The organism is Pseudomonas sp. Irchel 3A7 (assembly GCF_900187565.1).
Lineage (GTDB): Bacteria > Pseudomonadota > Gammaproteobacteria > Pseudomonadales > Pseudomonadaceae > Aquipseudomonas.
The window spans coordinates 237,567-254,526 of record NZ_FYED01000008.1 but is presented as its reverse complement, the minus strand read 5'-3'; the positions used below and the strand labels follow the sequence as shown (position 1 = coordinate 254,526).

Sequence of the window (16,960 nt, the reverse complement as noted above, 5' to 3'; positions counted from 1 at the left end):
TTCCTCTTGTTTTTGTTGGTGGGGGTGGCTGGGCTGATCACTTGAAGCAGATGTCTGCCCACTTCTCGACCGACAACGGTCCTTTGATGGTTTGCTGCAGGATCACGCCCGGGCGGCTGGCTTCGAAGCGATAGGCGGTGCCCACTGGCAACAGGCACTGATGGCCGCGCTTGAGCAACACGTAACCCATGGGTTTGCCGGCGGGAACCTCACCGGCCAGCCGCGTGCCCTCGCCGTCTTTCAACGGCGCATCAAGCTTGAGGAAATCCACCCGTATTTCACCGTCCATGACAATGGCGAATTCGTCGTGTGCTGCCGTGTACCAGGGCGATTGGCCTTCGGCGCGCAGGGTTTCGACGACGTAGCCCAGATTCAGGCCGACCACGACTTTTTCGTAAGGAAGCGATTTGTCCGCCACTTCGAAGATATTCGAAAAGGCGTAATGACTGGCCTGGCCACTGATGATTTCAAGCGACCCTTTGCTGTAATTGGCCAGCGAGCCGAAGACTGTTTCGATTGCCGCGCTACTCATGGTTTTCACCGTTTTGTTGTTGTAGTAACAGTGAGCCAACAGTACGTCGCACCCCTTGCTGGAACAATCAGGCAGTCGGCGACAACAGTGTTCGCGAAACGCAAACACTGAAGGCACTGCAATCCTTGTGGGAGCGAGCCTGCTCCGGGCGGCGTTCCGACGAAGACGGTGTGTCAGCCAACATCCCTGCCGGATGTAGAACCGCATTCGCGAGCAGGCTCGCTCCCACAGGTTTGGTGTATGACTCAGCGCACCCAGCCGCGCTCCAGCAAAGGCTTGTCCCAGCAGGGTTCGTCGCCGAAGTTTTCCACCAGGAAGTCGATCAACGTCCGTACTTTCAGGGCCCGGCGCTGGGTCGCGGGGTACACCGCGGAGAAATTGAAGGAGGACAATGCGTACTCCGGCAGCACCGGAATCAGGCGTCCGCTTTGCAGATCGTCGCTGGCCACCAGGGTCGGCAAACAGACAATACACACCCCGGTCGATGCGTAATCACGCAGCAGATGCACGGAGTTCGAACGCACCTGACCTGGCAGGCTCAGTTCCACTTGCTCATCCTCCCCGCTGAAGATCCAGCGGTTGCGCGACGGGTAACCCTCATACAGGGCAATCTTGTGTTGCAGCAATTGCTGGGGGTGCGTGGGCATGCCGAATTCTTCGGCATAGTCGGGGGACATGCAGAACAACCGGCGAACGCTGAACAGCTTGCGTTCGATTAGGGTTTCCGCCATGGGCGGGAACATCTGGAACGCCACATCGAAGCCTTCTTCGATCGGGTCGACCACCCGGTCGTTGACGATGACGTCCACCTCGATGTCCGGATACAGCCGCGTGAACTCGGCCAGCATCCTGCCGAAGTGACCGATGGCAAACCCCGGCAGCATCTGCACCCGCAGTTTTCCGGTGGGTTTGGCGCGCAACTCGCGCATGTGTTCGGTCAACGAGTTGAAACTCGCAACCATGTCGGCGCACTCCCGGTAGTACGTCTCCCCTACTTCCGAGAGCCGCACGTGGCGTGTACTGCGATGGAACAACGGCGCATTGATGAACTGTTCCAGTTGCTGGATGCGGTGGGTGATCACCGAGCGGGTCACGCCCAGCTGCTGGGCGGCCCTGGCAAAGTTGCCGGTCTCGGCCACGCGCACAAAGGCTTCGACACTGAGTAAACGATCCATGGGGCAGATTCTCTGGAGGTGTAGGAGCGAGCTTGCTCGCGATGAACGCCCAGTCAACGCGGGCATTCAGATAGCCCGCGTTATCGTTAACGACCATCGCGAGCGAGCTCGCTCCTACAGGTAGCCGGACGGTACAGCGAGGTTAGCCTGTCGGCACCTCGCACTCCAGATACCTGACGGCAAGTCATGGCCGGTGTTGCACCGACAACCGCCGCTGCATGGGAAAAACCTGCCAACCCAGCCGCTCACTGATCAGCCCCCACACCCCTTGCGGCGCCTTGAGCATCATCACCACCGCGACCACACCCAGGATGATCATGTACACGGCGCCGTATTGGGCCAGGCATCCGCGCAACGCAAAATAGATCAACGTGCCGATCAAAGGCCCCTCCAGGGTGCCGATGCCGCCGATGATGACGATGAAAATCACCACCGCCGTCCAGTCCTGCAGGTTGAACGCCGCATCCGGGGATATCCTCAGCTTTTGCAGGAAGATCAACGCCCCGACCACTCCGGTGCAACCGGCCGCCAACACGTACACCATCAGCTTGGTCCGGAAGGTATTGACCCCCAGGCTGCCGGAGGCCGGCTCGGAATCGCGGATCGACGCCAGGGCCAGGCCCTGGCGCGAACGCAGCAGGAAGAACACCACCGCCACCGCGCCGATGGCGATGGCCAGTGCGGTGAAGTAGATCAGCATCTCGCGCCCGTCACGGTCATTGCCGATCTGCCGTACGATCGCCGCCGGCAGACTTTGTCCCGAACCGCCGCCCAGACTGCTCATCTGTGCCAGCCCCAGGCGGAAGACTTCGGCCACCACCCAGGTGCCGATCGCAAAGTAAGCGCCGCGCAGCCGGAACACGATCAACGCGGTGGGAATCGCCAACAGTGCGACCGCCACGCCCGAGAGCAGCACCGCGAACAAGGGCGGCACCCCCAGTTGCGTCGACAGCATGAACAACAGATAGCCACCCAGGCCGACAAACGCCTGCTGCCCGACCGAAACCATGCCGGCATAACCCGCCAACAGGTTCCACATTTGTGCCAGGGCCAGGTAATAGGCGAATTCCACCACCAGCCGCAGGCTGGCACGATCGGCCCAGAACGGTGCACTGATCAGCACCAGCACGCACAGCCCGAGCAATGACAGCCCGACCCGGCTGCTGGTGGTTGTGCGTTGTACGCGATAAGTCAGCGCAGGGTTATTCAAGGCATTCATCAGTCGACACTCCGGGGAAACAGGCCACGCGGGCGCACGACCAGGATCAGCAGAAACACAAGGTGACCGGCGAGGATTTGCCAGCCGGGATCGATTTTTGCGCCCAGCGCCTGGGCGATGCCGAGAATCACTCCGCCCGCCAGGGTGCCCCACAGGCTGCCCAGGCCGCCGATAATCACGGCTTCAAAGCCGTACAACAGACGCGCCGGCCCCACGGTGGGATCGAAACTGGTGCGAATGGCCAGGAACACCCCGGCGATCGACACCACCGCCATCGCCAGCGCCATGGCCAGGCCGAAAATATGTGCGTTGTTGACACCCATCAGCCGTGCAGTCTGCTGGTCATCGGAAGTGGCGCGGAACGCACGGCCCAACTCGGTTTTATAGAACAGCAATTGCAGGCCGCCGATGATCAGCAATGCACTGCCGAACACCATCAGCGGCATGATCCCCACGCTGAGGCTGCCCAAGCCGACACTGGCGACTTCCAGATCGCCCTGGGACAGCTTCTGGCTGTCGGCGCTGAAAAACTCCAGCAACACGTTTTGCACGATGATCGACAGTCCGAAGGTCACCAGCAGCGGCGGCAGAATGTCCTGGCCGAGTGTCCGGTTGAGCAGGCCGCGCTGCAGCAGGTAGCCGAAACAGAACATCACCGGCACGACGATCACCAGGCTGGCCAGCGGACTGAAACCCAGGTGGTTGACCACCATCAGCGCCAGGTACGACGCCAGTACGATGAAATCGCCATGGGCGATATTGACCAGGCGCATGATCCCGAACATCAGCGACAGCCCTACCGCGAACATGGCGTAGAGACCACCGAGCAACATGCCCTGCAAAAGCGTATTGAGCCATTCCATCACTAAACCCCAAAGTACGCGGCTTTGATTTGCGCCTTGTCGACGTCCCCGGGCCGGCCGGTCAGGGACACGCGCCCTTCCTGCAAGCAATAGAAACGGTCGCAGACACTCAGCGCCTGATTAATGTCCTGTTCGACGAGAATCACCGTGGTGCCGTCGGCCTTGATCGAGGGCAGCGCGGCGTAGATGTCCTTGATCGTGGTCGGTGCCAGCCCCAGGCTGATCTCGTCGCACAGCAGCAAGTACGGGTTGGCCATCAGGCCCCGGCCAATCGCAACCATCTGCTGCTGGCCGCCGGATAGCGCGGTGCCGGGGCGTTTACGCAGCTTTTCCAGAACCGGAAACAATTGATAGATACGGGCCAGCGTCCAGGGTCCCGGGCGTTTGCTGTAGGCGCCGATCTGCAGGTTTTCCTCGACGCTCAGCGATGGAAAAAGCTTTCGACCTTCCGGCACCAGGGCGATGCCGCGCGCTATCACCTGGTTGGCCGCCAGGTCGCCGATGGGCTGGCCCCTGAAGGTGATCGCATTCGGCTGGTTTTTGATCTGCCCCGCCAGCGAGCGCAGGAACGTCGATTTGCCGGCACCGTTGGAGCCGATGATCGCCACGGTTTCGCCCTCATCCAGCGTGAGGCTGAGGTCGAACAGCGCTTGAAAGTCGCCATAGCCGGCGCAGAGTCTGTCGATGGACAGCAGGTTTGTCTGGGTCGTCATGTCTCAGCTCCCGATGCCCATGTAAATGTCCTGGACCCGTGGGTCGGCCATGACGCTGCGCGGCTCGCCTTCAGCCAGTTTGGCGCCGAAGTTGATGACCGTCAGGCGGCTGACCACCGCCAGCAAGGCGTGCACGATGTGTTCGATCCAGATGATGGCGACGCCGGCCTTGTGGATGCCCTGGATGGTTTCCACCAGTGCCAGGCATTCCGGTTCGGTCAGGCCACCGGCGATTTCATCGAGCAACAGCAAGCGTGGCCGGGTCGACAAGGCACGGGCCATTTCCAGTCGCTTGCGGTCGAGCAGCGTCAGCGAGCCGGCCAACACGTTAGCCTTGCGCATCAGCCCCGTCAGTTCCAGGGTCTGCGCGCACCATTGGCTGGCCTCCTTGTCGCGCAACCGCGCGCCGAAGGTGGCGCCCACCAGCAGATTCTCGAACACGGTCATTTTCACGAACGGATGCGGGATCTGGTGGGAACGGCCGATGCCTTGCTGGCAACGCCTGAACACCGGCTCGCGGGTGACGTTGCGACCTTCGAAATGGATGCTGCCGCTGTCCGCCGCCACGCCACCGGCGATCAGGTTGAACAGCGTGCTTTTACCCGCGCCGTTGGGGCCGATGATGCCCAGGGCCTCGCCGGGCTGGAGGCTCAGGCTCATGGCATCGGTGACTTTCACCGAGCCATAGCTTTTATGCACATCGTTCAGTTGTAGAAGTGGCTGTTGCATGGAGCACCTGCTTGCTTGAACGCGATCAATACGTAATGGCCTGCATCTCGCCGCCCAGCGGGATCGCCGGCGCGGTGGCATTGCTGGTCACGATCAGGTCGTATTTGTTGTCATTGCCCAGGCGCCATTGGCCACTGACCAGCGGGGTCTTGGCGACGTTCTTCACCGGTCCGCCGTTCCAGCTGATCGGCCCGACGACGGTGTTGAGATGGGTCTTGAGCAAGGCGTCACGCACGGCCTGCGCGTTGCCGATTTCTTCGGTGCGCTGGAGGATGTCCACCGCCAGTTCGAACAGGGCGTGCACGAAGCCCAAGGGTTGCGTCCACTGTTTGCCGGTGGCCTGGGTGAAGCCCTGGGCGAGTTGCCCGGCGCTGGCGCCGGTCAACGACGAGCTGAACGGGTGCGTCGGGCTCCACCAGATTTCGGTCGACAGGTTGTTGCCGGCCTTGCCCAGCGCTTCGACCGCCGTGGGAAACAGCAACGCCTTGCCCACCGACACCGCTTTGGGCTTGAAACCCTGCTGGCGGGCCTGGGTCCAGAACGTCGTGAGGTCCGGCGGAATGACCACGCCGGTGACGATCTCGACCTCGGCCTTTTTGAACGCGGCGATCTGCGCGGAGAAATCATCGGTCAGGCTCTGGAAGCGACCGGGGTCGACCAGTTGGAATCCCTTTTGCGCCAGCACCGGTGGAAACCCGAGCTTCGAATCGCCCCAGGCATTGCCGTCGCCATCGTTGGGGAACAGACCACCGATCACCTTGTCGGTCTGCATCGCACCCCACATCGAGGTGTAGGTGCCGATCACATCTTCCAGACCCCAGAAAAAGTGGTAGGTCCACTCAAAACCCTGATCGGGTTTGCCGCCACGGGTGAAAAACCATGGCTGCCAGGGCGCCACCGTGGAAATGCAGGGGATTTCGTTGATTTCGCATTGGTCGGACACCGGGTTGGTGGTTTCCGGTGTCGACGACACCAGCATCAGATCGACCTGATCCGACAGGATCAGCTCGCTCGCCACCTCCGCCGCACGGTTGGGGTTGGATTGGCTGTCCTTGACGATGACTTCCAGGCGGTACGCCTTGCCAGCCACAGTGATCGAGTTCTTCAGGGTTTGCTTGAGCGAGTCGATGATGTAGTTGTCGGCGGCCGCAAACGGCGCCAGCGGCCCGGTCTGCGGGCTGACGTAGCCGAGCTTGATCACCCGCTCGCTGCCCACGGCGAAGTTGAACGGCAGGCTGGCCAGGGCAATCCCGCCGGCGGCGACACCGGTGCCACGCAGGAAATCACGACGTGAGACGTCGCGGCCAAACAGGTTTTTATCGTTGTTGTCTGTCATGTAAATACTCCAGTGCGGCCAGGGGCCGGCAACGTCCGGACGAACAAGGGCGCAACCTGTGGTTGAACCATCAGGCCGGGTCAGCGAAGTGTCGGGTTAGAAGAAGAAACTGACGTCGAAGGACGCAACCACTTGCGAGTCCTTTTGCCCGTCGGCGTAGGCATCGCGACCGGGGCCGGAATGGATGTCGTAACGCAGTTCCGGGCGCAGGCGCACGTTGGGCGTCGGGGTCCAGGCCAGGTTGGTGGTGACGCCGTAGAAACTGCCCCAGGTCGGGTCGGGAATCCCGGTGTTCGGGTCGATGTTGGCCATCATCACGTGAACCGGCGCATCGGTGTAGAACCACTCGGCGCGGCTGTTCCACATCAGGTTTTCGCTCAGTTTGTGATACCAGTTGACGTCGGCGCCGTACCAGGTGGCATCGCTTTTGTTGGCGAAGCCGGCGAACGCGCCCTGCTCCTGCGTGCCGTAGTTCAGCTCCAGTGCCACGCGGTTGTTCGGGTCGAGCACCTGGGACAGGGTCAGGTAAGAGGCCAGGCGCTTGTAGTCGTCATCCTTGGTGCCGGCCGGTATCGGCGAGCCGCAACTGCATTCGGCGAAGCTGTCGCCGGCGCCGTTGCCATAGATGTTTTCCCAGTCGATCCAGGTGCTGAAATCCGCCGAGCGCCAGCGTACGTTGGCGATGACATCCGGGTCATGGTTGGGGTCTTGCAGGTTGTTCCAGCCCTGCACCACGCCCAGTTCGAAGCCGAGCATGCTTTCGCCGGGTGCCGATGGCAGTTTGAATGAGTACAGCGCGCCGGCATGCTTGGCCGGGCCGTGCATGAAGGAATAGGTGTGCGAGTAGAAGTCCGTCGGCGCCGGCGACGGCAAGGCGAAGCCGATTTCATTTTCCAGCGGCGTGTGGAAAATCCCGATCATCAGGTTCGAGCCACCGAGCACCGGGAAATAGAAATCGACGAAGGCCTGGGCAATGGTGAACGCTGGGTCTTCAGCCTTGTTGTCACGGTTGACGCCCAGGTCCTCGTCCCAACCGTAGGTTTTGAAGTAACGCGCATCCTTGCCGTAGAGCGCAGTGACGTTGAACCCCCAGTCCGCTTCTTGCGGCATGGGCCCGGGAAACGGTCCGACACGACCGACCACATTGCTGTTGGGTTTCTTTTCCACGGCCAGGGCGAACTGGTTGAGATTTACACCTTCGTCGGTGTTGAAGAAGCTTTGTTTGCTGACGTCATCCGTGCCGTTGTTGTTGTAGATCACACCTGCCTGGCCCCAGCCGTAGATCTTGATGCCGTGTTCACGCTCAAGGCTGTCGCCGAACACACTGCGCACCAGCGAACCCATCGGGTCTTCCGCTGCGCGAGCCATTGAGGGAAACAATATGTCGGCACCCAGAATGGGGGCGAACAGGGTTGCTGCGCAAACCCATGCACGAATACTCATACCTGCCTTCCTTATTTTTATTAGGCGCCAAACCCCAAAAGGGGCGTAAGGCCGAAAGCAAGGTATGACGTCTTGATGAGCCCTGGCTGGAGCTCCACCGGATCGTTGGCCAATCCCGGTGTTCGGCGTAATGGAGGCTACAAGCCCGCCACTACCCCAACAATTCCAATCTCGGCGACTTCAGTGTTTGCGTATTCAGAACAATCCGGGATCCTGTGGGAGCGAGCCTGCTCGCGAAAGCGGTGGGTCAGTCAACATAGATGTTGAAGCTGGTGGCCTCTTCGCGAGCAGGCTCGCTCCCACAGGGGGGCAGGGTTGATCAGGCATCCGCGGTGGCGGGTTGGCGCAGTGGGTAGAGCAGGTCATCGAACTGCGACAGCTTGGGGAATGCCAGTGGTTGTTCGTCGCTCAGGTGTTGCAGGCGCCGGGTGTAATCCACAAGGAATTGCTGCCGCGCTTCGTCGCTGATGTACGGCACATGCCAGGCCACGAACGGTTCCAGCACGTCGAAACCGACATACGCCAGGGTGCCGCGCAGGATCGGTCGCAGCATGTCCTGCAACGGGCCATGGATCGCGTCCTCACCAAACATATGCTCGCGGCCACCCAGGGTCACGGTCACCAGCGCCTTCTTGCCGCTCAAGCCCCCCTGATCGTAGAAACGCTTGCCGCCGTAGCAGATGCCCGACACCAGCACCCGGTCGATCCAGCCCTTGAGCATGGCCGGGGTGGAGAACCAGAAGACCGGGAAGTTGAGGATCAGCAGGTCAGCCCACAGCAGCTTGTCCAGTTCGCCCTGGATATCCGCCGCCAGCGACTGGCTTTTCACCCCCAGGCGTTGCTCCAGCGCATACACCAGGTACTCGGGATTTTCCCGCTTAGAGAAGTCACCGGCGCTGGCCACCGGGTTCCAGTTCATCTGGTACAGGTCGCTGACCTGCACTTCATGCCCCTGGGCTTCGAGGGTGGCGACAGCCTGGTCACGCAAGGCCGCGGTGAAGGATTTCGGCTCGGGATGAGCGTGGACGATCAATACTTTCATGGTGGTTCCTTAGACTTTTTCCAGCGTAGGGTTTGAATTCGGTGCCGCGCGGCTGGCCAGCAGGCGGTCGAGCCAGTCCGGGTCCATCTGCGGTTCCGAGGAGAACAGCAGCCCGGTGTAATCCTGGTGCGGCGGGGTGAATATCTGGCTGCGCGAGCCGTGGTCCACCACCCTGCCCCGCTGCATCACCAGCACCTCATCGGCAATCGCCCGCACGGTGGCGACGTCGTGGGTAATGAACAGATAGGCCACACCAAGCTGTTGCTGGATGCGGTTGAGCAACTTGAGTACGCCTTCGGCCACCAGTTGATCGAGGGCCGAGGTGACTTCGTCGCAAATGATCAGTTGCGGGTCGGCCGCCAGTGCCCGGGCGATGCAGATCCGTTGTTTCTGTCCGCCGGACAGCTCACGGGGCTGACGCTCCATGAAGGTCGCCGGATCCAATTCGATCATTTCCAGCAGTTCGGCCACCCGCGCACGCAGGGCCTTGCCCTTGAGGCCCAGATAAAAGGTCAGCGGCCGGCCGATGATGTCGACGATGCGCTGGCGCGGATTCAACGCCGTATCGGGGATCTGGTAGATCATCTGGATGCGCCGCAATTGCTCTTTGCTGCGCTGACGGAAGTCGGCGGGCAGCGGCTGGCCGTCATACAGCACTTCGCCATAGGTCGGAGGCAGCAGGCCGGTGATCAGCCGCGCCGTGGAACTCTTGCCGCTGCCGGACTCGCCAATCACCGCCAGGGTCTGGCCCTTGTACAGCTTCAACGACACGTCGTGCAGCACCGGCTGGTGACCGTAACTGGCGCAGCTGTTGCGCAATTCCAACAGCGGTTTTTCCTCCAGGGGGCAGGCCTTGGGTTCAGTGCGGAAACTGCGCACTGCCCACAACGACTTGGTGTATTCCTCTTTTGGATCGCCGAGCATCTGGCGGGTTTCGGCCTCTTCGACCAGTTTGCCGTGGCGCAGCACCATGATGCGGTCGGCCATCTGTGCCACCACCGCCAGGTCGTGGCTGATATAGATTGCCGCACTGCCGTAGGTCTTCACCGCGTCGCGAATCGCCGCCAGCACTTCAATCTGGGTGGTGACGTCCAGCGCGGTGGTCGGTTCGTCGAAGATGATCAGGTCCGGGTGACAGGCCATGGCCATCGCCGTCATGACCCGCTGCAACTGGCCGCCGGAAACCTGATGCGGATAACGTTGGCCGATCTGCTCGGGGTTGGGCAGGCGCAATACCCGGTACAGCTCCACCGCTTCGCGCATGGCCTGGTCGCGACTCATGCCACCGTTCTTTACCGCGGTTTCCACGTGCTGGTCGATCAGCCGATGGGCCGGGTTGAATGCAGCCGCTGCGCTTTGTGCGACGTAGGCAATGCGCAGGCCACGCAACTGGCGCAGGGCTTCGGGCTTGGCCTTGAGCAGGTCGATGCCGTCGAAGTGCACCGAGCCGCCGGTGATCCGGCAGCCGTCGCGGGTATAGCCCATGGCCGACAGGCCGAGGGTCGACTTGCCCGCCCCCGACTCGCCGATCAGCCCCAGCACCTCGCCCCGCTGCAGGGTCAGGTCGATGCCCTTGATCAGCGGGTGCCAGGCATCTTCGTAATGACCTTCGATGTGCAGGTCGCGGATTTCCAGCAAAGGTTTGGAGGTCGTCATGTTCAGCATTCCTTGAGGCCGCTGGATTTGTGCAGCATCCAGTCGACGACGAAATTGACGCTTACGGTGATCAGCGCTACGGCCAACGCAGGCAGCAACGGGCTGATGTCGCCAAAGGTGATCAGCACGGCGTTGTCGCGCACCATGCTGCCCCAGTCGGCGGTCGGCGGTTGGATGCCCAGGCCGAGGAACGACAGCGCACTGATGAACAGGAACACGAAGCAGAAACGCAGGCCGAATTCGGCAATCAACGGTGCCGCCGCATTCGGCAGCACTTCACGGGTCACCAGCCACCACAGGCCTTCACCGCGCAGACGTGCCGCCTCGACAAAGTCCTGCACCACCACGTTCATGGCCACCGCCCTTGAAAGGCGAAACACCCGGGTCGCGTCCAGCAGCGCGATCACCAGCACCAGCGACGTCGCTGTAGTGCCAACCACGCTGAGAATCAGCAAGGCGAAGATCAGTTGCGGTATCGCCATCAGGACATCGACGACCCGCGACAGCCCCTGATCGACCCAACCGCCCTTGATCGCCGCGATCAAACCGCTCAGGCCGCCAAGCAGGAATGCCAACACCGTGGTCAGGAAGGCAATGCCCAGGGTGTTGCGCGCGCCGTAGACCAGGCGGCTGAACATGTCGCGCCCCAGGTTATCGGTGCCCAGCAAAAATTGTCCGCCCCAGGGCGCGAAGCCCTCGCCCACCACCTGGGTTTCGCCGAACGGTGCCAATACCGGCGCGAACACGGCCACCAGGATGTACAGCACGATCACCAGCAGCCCGAATTTGGCGCTCAGCGGCGCCCGCAATAGTTGTCTTGACAGACTCATGGCTTACCCCTTCGGATGCATCAGGCGTGGATTGCTGGCAATCGACAGCACATCGGCGCTGGTATTGAGCAGGATGTAGGTCGCGGCGAAGATCAGGCTGCAGGCCTGCACCACCGGAATGTCGCGCTTGGCCACCGAGTCCACCAGCAACTGGCCCAGGCCCGGATAGACAAACACCACTTCGACCACCACCACACCCACCACCAGATAGGCCAGGTTCAGCGCCACCACGTTGACGATCGGCGCCAGCGCATTGGGCAAGGCGTGGCGCAAGATGATCCGCGACTGGCTGATGCCCTTGAGCCGGGCCATTTCGATGTACGGGCTGGCCAGCAGGTTGATCAGCGAGGCGCGGGTCATGCGCATCATTTGCGCGATCACCACCAGGCTCAGGGTCGCGACCGGCAGGACCGAGCGCTCCAGTACCTCACCCAGCGAGGCGTTCGGCGACAGGTTGGAAATGCTCGGGAACCAGTTGAGCTTCACCGCGAACACCAGGATCAGGATGTAGGCCACGAAAAACTCGGGGAACGACACCGCGCTCAACGCCGAGGTATTGAGCAAACGGTCGAACCAGCTGTTGCGATACAACGCCGCGAGCATCCCCAGCAGCAGGGCCAGCGGCACCGACACCAGCGCCGCCAGCAGCGCCAGGCTGAAGGTGTTGCCCAGGCGCGCACCGACCAGATCGGCAATGGGCCGCTGGTTGGCCAGCGACACGCCGAGATCTCCTTGCAACAGATTCCAGATCCAGTGCCCGAAACGGGTCAGCGGCGGCATGTCCAGCCCCAGTTGCGCCCGATACGCCGCCACGGTTTCCGGGGTGGCGGACTGGCCGAGCATGGCCTGGGCGATATCGCCCGGAAGCATGCCGACCGCGAGAAAAATGATCACTGACACCGCAAACAGCGATAACAGCCCCAATGCCAAACGCTGAAGTAGCAACTTTAAAATACTATTCACCGCGCAGTTCCTTGAAATGGAGACGCCAACTTCCACTGTGGGAGCTGGCTTGCCAGCGATAGCGTCATAACATTCAGTATCGATGTTGACTGACCCACTGCTATCGCGGGCAAGCCCGCTCCCACAGGGTTCTTCGCTTTATTGAAGGCCGCTTACGCCTGCCACCACCGCTCGATCACCCGCAGTCCATCCAGCTCGCCATAGGGCGCAGTCTGCCCACCATGCACAACGCGGTTGGAACGCGCGGCCACGGAGCTGGCGAACAGCGGCACGATCGCCCCGCCGTCATCGCGGCACAGCGCCTGCATTTCGTTGTACATCTCGCGGCGCAGCGGCTCGTTCATCTCGCCGCGGGCGGCGTTGAGCAGCTGGTTGAAACGCGGGTTGTCCCAATGGGTTTCGTTCCACGCCGCGCCTTTGGCATAACCGATGCTGAACATGCGGTCGGCGGTCAGGCTGCTGTACCAGAACGAGGTGGTGAACGGTTGTTTCATCCAGACATTGGAGAAGAAACCGTCGGCGGGTTCGCGCACCACGTCGATGTCGATCCCGGCCGCACGCGCTTGTTCTTTGAACAGCACCGAGGCGTCGACGGCGCCGGTGTAGGCCGCATCGGAGGCTTGCAGGCGCACCTTGAGCGAATCCAGGCCGGCCTTTTTCAGGTGGAAGCGCGACTTGTCCGGATCGTAGGTACGCTGCTCCAGCGCGGTGTTGATGAAGCGGCTGCCGGGCTGGATCGGGTGATCGTTGCCCACCAGGCCATAACCGTACAGTACCGACGCCAGCAGGGTTTCGCGGTTGATCGCGTGCTTCATCGCCAGGCGCACGTCGTTGTTCTGGAACACCTGGCTGTCGGTGAGCATCGGGAAGGTGTAGTGCTGCGCGCCCTTGGTTTCTTCGATGATCAGGTTCGGGTTGCGCTTGAGCAACGCCACGGTTTTCAGGTCGACCTTGTTGATCACGTCCACCTGCCCGGTGACCAGCGCGTTGACCCGCGCCGCGCCATCAGAGATGGCAATCAGCTCGGCGCTGGCAAAGTGCGCGCGTCCGGCTTTCCAGTAATCCGGGCTGCGTTCCAGGGTCATGCGCACGCCCGGTTCGAAGTCCTTGAGGCGATAGCCGCCGGTGCCGACACCGGCCTGCCAGTCCGGCGTTCCGTCCTTGCTCGGCATGATCACCAGATGGTAATCGGCGACCACGTAAGAGAAATCGGCGTTGCCCGAGTGCAGCTCGAACACCACGCTGTCGCTGCCATTGGCACTGACCTTGGCCACATCGCCCAACACGGTCTTGGCCGCCGACGTGGATTTCTCGCCGAGGTGATGCTGGATCGACGCCACCACATCGTCAGCGGTCAGGGTCTTGCCGTTGTGGAAGGTCACGCCCTGGCGCAGTTTGAAGGTCCAGACGCGCGCATCCGGCGTCGAGGTCCAGCTTTGCGCCAGTTCGGGGATCGCAGTGCCATCAACAGCAATTTCGGTGAGGGTGTTATAGACCGCCGAGAAGCCGACGAAGGTGAAGGTGTCGCTCCAGGAACCAGGGTCTTTGGAGTCGGTGGTGCTGCCGCCGGCCAGACCCAGGCGCAGTACACCACCGGGTTTTGGCGTGGCTTCCTGAGCCATTGCGCCAAACGGCAGGCCCATGGAGAACGCCCCGGCCATCGCCGCAGCCGCTGCGCTGTACTTGAGAAAGTCCCGGCGCGCAGAGCTGAATTCATGGTTCGCTTGAGTAATCTTGTTTTTGTTATCGCTCATTGCATTGCCCCTGATAAACGCTAATGAAATACCTGTTCAAAACCACGCAAGGCACCGGGCATAGGCCCGGTGCGTAAAACGTTCAAATTGCCATCGGTCACACCTGGATCGCCTTCACTTCGACGAACTCACTGAGCCCCTCTTCCCCCCATTCACGTCCATTACCCGATTGTTTGTAGCCACCGAACGGCGCCTGGTAGTTGAACGCCGCGCCATTGAGAAAACACTGGCCCGCGCGCAATTGCCGACCCAGTTGCAGCGCGCGCTCGGCGCTGCCGGCCCAGACACCGCTGGACAGGCCGAACGGCGAGTCGTTGGCGATCTGGATGGCTTGCGCCTCATCGGCATAGGGAATCAGGCACAGCACCGGGCCGAAGATTTCTTCCTGGGCGATGCGCATTTGGTTGTCGACATCGGCGAACAGCGTCGGGCTGACGTAGTAGCCGCGCTCAAACTCTGCCGCTAAATCGCCACCGCACAGCAGGCGTGCGCCCTCCTGTTGGCCGACCTTGATGTAATCGAGCACCGTGCGGCGTTGCCCGGCAGAACACATCGGCCCCAGGAAACTCTGTGGATCGAGCGGATCGCCCATCTTCAGGCTCAGGGTTTCGGCCAACGCAATCTCCACCGCTTCTGCATAGCGGCTGGCCGGCAGCAGCATGCGGGTCAACGCGGTGCAGGTCTGGCCGGAGTTGATCATCACGTCCTGTACGCCGTAGCGCACCGCAGCGTCCAGATCGGCGTCTTCGGCGATCAACAGCGCCGATTTGCCACCCAGTTCCAGGCACACGCGCTTCACCGAAGGTGCCGCTGCCTGCGAGACCCGCACGCCGGCGCCGGTGGAACCGGTGAACGACACCATGTCCACGTCCGGGTGTCTGGCCAGGGCTTCACCGACTTTCGAACCCGGACCGCTGATCAGGTTGAACACCCCGGCTGGCAGGCCGATGTCTTCGATCATCTGAGCGAGCAAAAATGCGTGCAGCGGGGTTTCCTGGCTCGGCTTGACCACCACGGTGCAACCGGCAGCGAGGGCCGGCGCGAGTTTGCCGATCAACTGGTGCAGCGGGTAATTCCACGGGTTGATGAAGGCACAGACGCCCACCGCTTCACGGATCACCAATGAATTGCCGACTTCACGCACCTCATCCATCAAACTGGCGAGTTCGACGTACTGCTCAAGGCCGATGATCGGCCCGTCGACTTGCACCGAACGACACCATTGCACCGGCATGCCCAGTTCGGTGGTGATCACCGCCGCCATCTCATCGGCGCGGGCTTTCAGTTGTTCGGCCAGTGCGCGGATGTACCCGGCGCGGACGCTGGACGGCGTGCGCGACCATGAGGCAAAGGCCTGGCGCGCCGCCGCCACGGCGTTGTCGACATCGCGCTCATCACCCAGCGGCACACTGCCGGCGACTTCTTCGGTGGCCGGGTTGATCACCTCGGCGATGCCTTGCCCCGACGGGGTTTGCCAGCGCCCGTCAATGAACAGTGACTTGTGGTTAAGCATTTACTTGCGTCTCCATCAATTCTTGAGCACAGCGCGCGATGCGCTGACAGGCATCGCGCAAGGGCGCGGCCCCCACCACCAGCCCGAGGCGAATATGACCGGCCGCGCTGGGACCAAAAGCTTCGCCGGCCAACACCGACACGCCATGGCGATCCAACAGGCGATCAGCGAACGCCTGGGCGCTGAGCCCGGTTTCACGGATGTCGACCATCACGAACATGCCGCCATCGGGTTTCAAGGCGCGCACGCCGGGGCAATCGGCCAGGCTTTCGCAGACCAGATCACGACGCTGGCGATAAGCTTCGCGCATGGCATCCAGTTCCGGCAGTTGGCTTTCCAGTGCGACCACGGCGGCGTCCTGAATGAAATCCGGCGAGCCGTAGAGCATGCACAGCGCGAGGTTTTCCAGGTGCGCGGCCAACGATGGCGGCGCCACCACCCAGCCCACGCGCCAGCCGGTCATGGCGTGGGATTTCGACAGGCTGTTGAGGGTCGCGGTGCGTTCGGCCATGCCAGGCAAACTCGCCGGGCTGACGTGTTCGCCGTCGAACAGCAGCTCGCTGTAGACCTCGTCGGAAATCAGCCACAGGTCGTGGGCGATGCACAGTTCGGCCAGGGCTTGCCAGGTGCTGCGCGGCAGGCTCGCCCCCGACGGGTTGTGCGGGCTGTTGAGCGCCAGGGCGCGGGTACGCGGGGTGATGCACGCGGCAACGTCTTCGGGCAGCACGCGAAAACCGTTTTCCGAACGCACCGGCACCGGCACAACGACCGCGCCGCAGGCACCGAACACCGCTTCGTAGGTGACGTACATCGGTTCGGCGACGATCACTTCATCGCCGGGATTGAGCACGCACTGGGCCACACTGAACAGCGCGCATTGCGCACCGGCCAGCACCGTCACCTGATCCGCCGTGACCCGTTGGCCACTGCGTTGCCGGTGGCGTTTGGCGATGGCTTCACGCAAGACGCGCTTGCCACGCACCTCGGCGTAGTGGGTGTTGCCGGACAACAGGCTGTCGATGGCGCCCTGCACGATGGGTTGCGGCGTGTCGAAATCCGGGTCACCCACCGACAACAGCAGAATGTCCTTGCCCTGCTCCAGCATGGCCAGTGCGCGGTAATGAATATCCCAGGCGGCAGCGCCGTCTCCGGCGATACGTTGAGTCAGATCGGAAAAGCGCATGGCCTTCCT

The 16,960-nt window shown here is 62.1% G+C and carries 15 protein-coding genes; all 15 read right to left on the bottom strand.

What is annotated here, in order from left to right; genetic code table 11:
- Positions 1-37: 37 nt before the first annotated feature.
- The 15 genes from CKW21_RS15680 to CKW21_RS15605 all read right to left on the bottom strand — a co-directional run bounded on the left by CKW21_RS15680 (position 38) and on the right by CKW21_RS15605 (position 16,951).
- Positions 38-532 (bottom strand): hydroxyquinol 1,2-dioxygenase, encoded by a 495-nt coding sequence (locus CKW21_RS15680; RefSeq protein WP_095194905.1) that lies wholly within the window; start codon positions 530-532, stop codon positions 38-40.
- Positions 533-777: 245 nt separating this feature from the next.
- Positions 778-1,707, bottom strand: a complete 930-nt coding sequence (locus CKW21_RS15675; RefSeq protein WP_095194848.1) for a LysR family transcriptional regulator — start codon at positions 1,705-1,707, stop codon at positions 778-780.
- 184 nt (positions 1,708-1,891) lie between these two features.
- The gene (locus CKW21_RS15670; protein ID WP_095194847.1) at positions 1,892-2,926 is read right to left on the bottom strand and encodes a branched-chain amino acid ABC transporter permease; all 1,035 of its coding nucleotides are present in this window, start codon (positions 2,924-2,926) and stop codon (positions 1,892-1,894) included.
- Positions 2,926-3,789, bottom strand: a complete 864-nt coding sequence (locus CKW21_RS15665) for a branched-chain amino acid ABC transporter permease (RefSeq protein WP_095194846.1) — start codon at positions 3,787-3,789, stop codon at positions 2,926-2,928. The genes CKW21_RS15670 and CKW21_RS15665 overlap by 1 nt, the downstream gene beginning before the upstream one ends.
- A 2-nt stretch (positions 3,790-3,791) precedes the next feature.
- On the bottom strand, positions 3,792-4,484 hold the full coding sequence (locus CKW21_RS15660) for an ABC transporter ATP-binding protein (protein ID WP_095194904.1): 693 nt from the start codon (positions 4,482-4,484) through the stop codon (positions 3,792-3,794).
- A gap of 21 nt (positions 4,485-4,505) precedes the next feature.
- Positions 4,506-5,231 carry an ABC transporter ATP-binding protein gene (locus CKW21_RS15655; RefSeq protein ID WP_095194845.1) on the bottom strand — a complete coding sequence of 242 codons (726 nt, stop codon included), beginning with the start codon at positions 5,229-5,231 and terminating at the stop codon, positions 4,506-4,508.
- A gap of 25 nt (positions 5,232-5,256) precedes the next feature.
- Positions 5,257-6,567: an ABC transporter substrate-binding protein gene (locus CKW21_RS15650; RefSeq protein ID WP_095194844.1), complete on the bottom strand. Its 1,311-nt coding sequence runs from the start codon at positions 6,565-6,567 to the stop codon at positions 5,257-5,259.
- A gap of 96 nt (positions 6,568-6,663) precedes the next feature.
- Positions 6,664-8,010 carry an outer membrane beta-barrel protein gene (locus CKW21_RS15645; RefSeq protein ID WP_095194843.1) on the bottom strand — a complete coding sequence of 449 codons (1,347 nt, stop codon included), beginning with the start codon at positions 8,008-8,010 and terminating at the stop codon, positions 6,664-6,666.
- Between the two features lie 319 nt (positions 8,011-8,329).
- Positions 8,330-9,052, bottom strand: coding sequence for an NAD(P)H-dependent oxidoreductase (locus CKW21_RS15635; protein WP_095194841.1), 723 nt, complete (start codon positions 9,050-9,052; stop codon positions 8,330-8,332).
- A 9-nt stretch (positions 9,053-9,061) separates the two neighbouring features.
- Complete coding sequence (locus tag CKW21_RS15630; protein WP_095194840.1) at positions 9,062-10,708, bottom strand: ABC transporter ATP-binding protein; 1,647 nt, start codon at positions 10,706-10,708, stop codon at positions 9,062-9,064.
- Positions 10,709-10,710: 2 nt separating this feature from the next.
- Positions 10,711-11,538 (bottom strand): ABC transporter permease, encoded by an 828-nt coding sequence (locus CKW21_RS15625; protein WP_095194839.1) that lies wholly within the window; start codon positions 11,536-11,538, stop codon positions 10,711-10,713.
- Between the two features lie 3 nt (positions 11,539-11,541).
- Positions 11,542-12,501 carry an ABC transporter permease gene (locus CKW21_RS15620; protein WP_095194838.1) on the bottom strand — a complete coding sequence of 320 codons (960 nt, stop codon included), beginning with the start codon at positions 12,499-12,501 and terminating at the stop codon, positions 11,542-11,544.
- Between the two features lie 152 nt (positions 12,502-12,653).
- Positions 12,654-14,255 carry an ABC transporter substrate-binding protein gene (locus CKW21_RS15615; RefSeq protein ID WP_095194837.1) on the bottom strand — a complete coding sequence of 534 codons (1,602 nt, stop codon included), beginning with the start codon at positions 14,253-14,255 and terminating at the stop codon, positions 12,654-12,656.
- Between the two features lie 97 nt (positions 14,256-14,352).
- Positions 14,353-15,768: an aldehyde dehydrogenase family protein gene (locus tag CKW21_RS15610; RefSeq protein ID WP_095194836.1), complete on the bottom strand. Its 1,416-nt coding sequence runs from the start codon at positions 15,766-15,768 to the stop codon at positions 14,353-14,355.
- Entirely contained in the window at positions 15,761-16,951 is a 1,191-nt protein-coding gene (locus CKW21_RS15605) for a pyridoxal phosphate-dependent aminotransferase (protein WP_095194835.1), read from the bottom strand. The genes CKW21_RS15610 and CKW21_RS15605 overlap by 8 nt, the downstream gene beginning before the upstream one ends.
- Positions 16,952-16,960 lie beyond the last annotated feature (9 nt).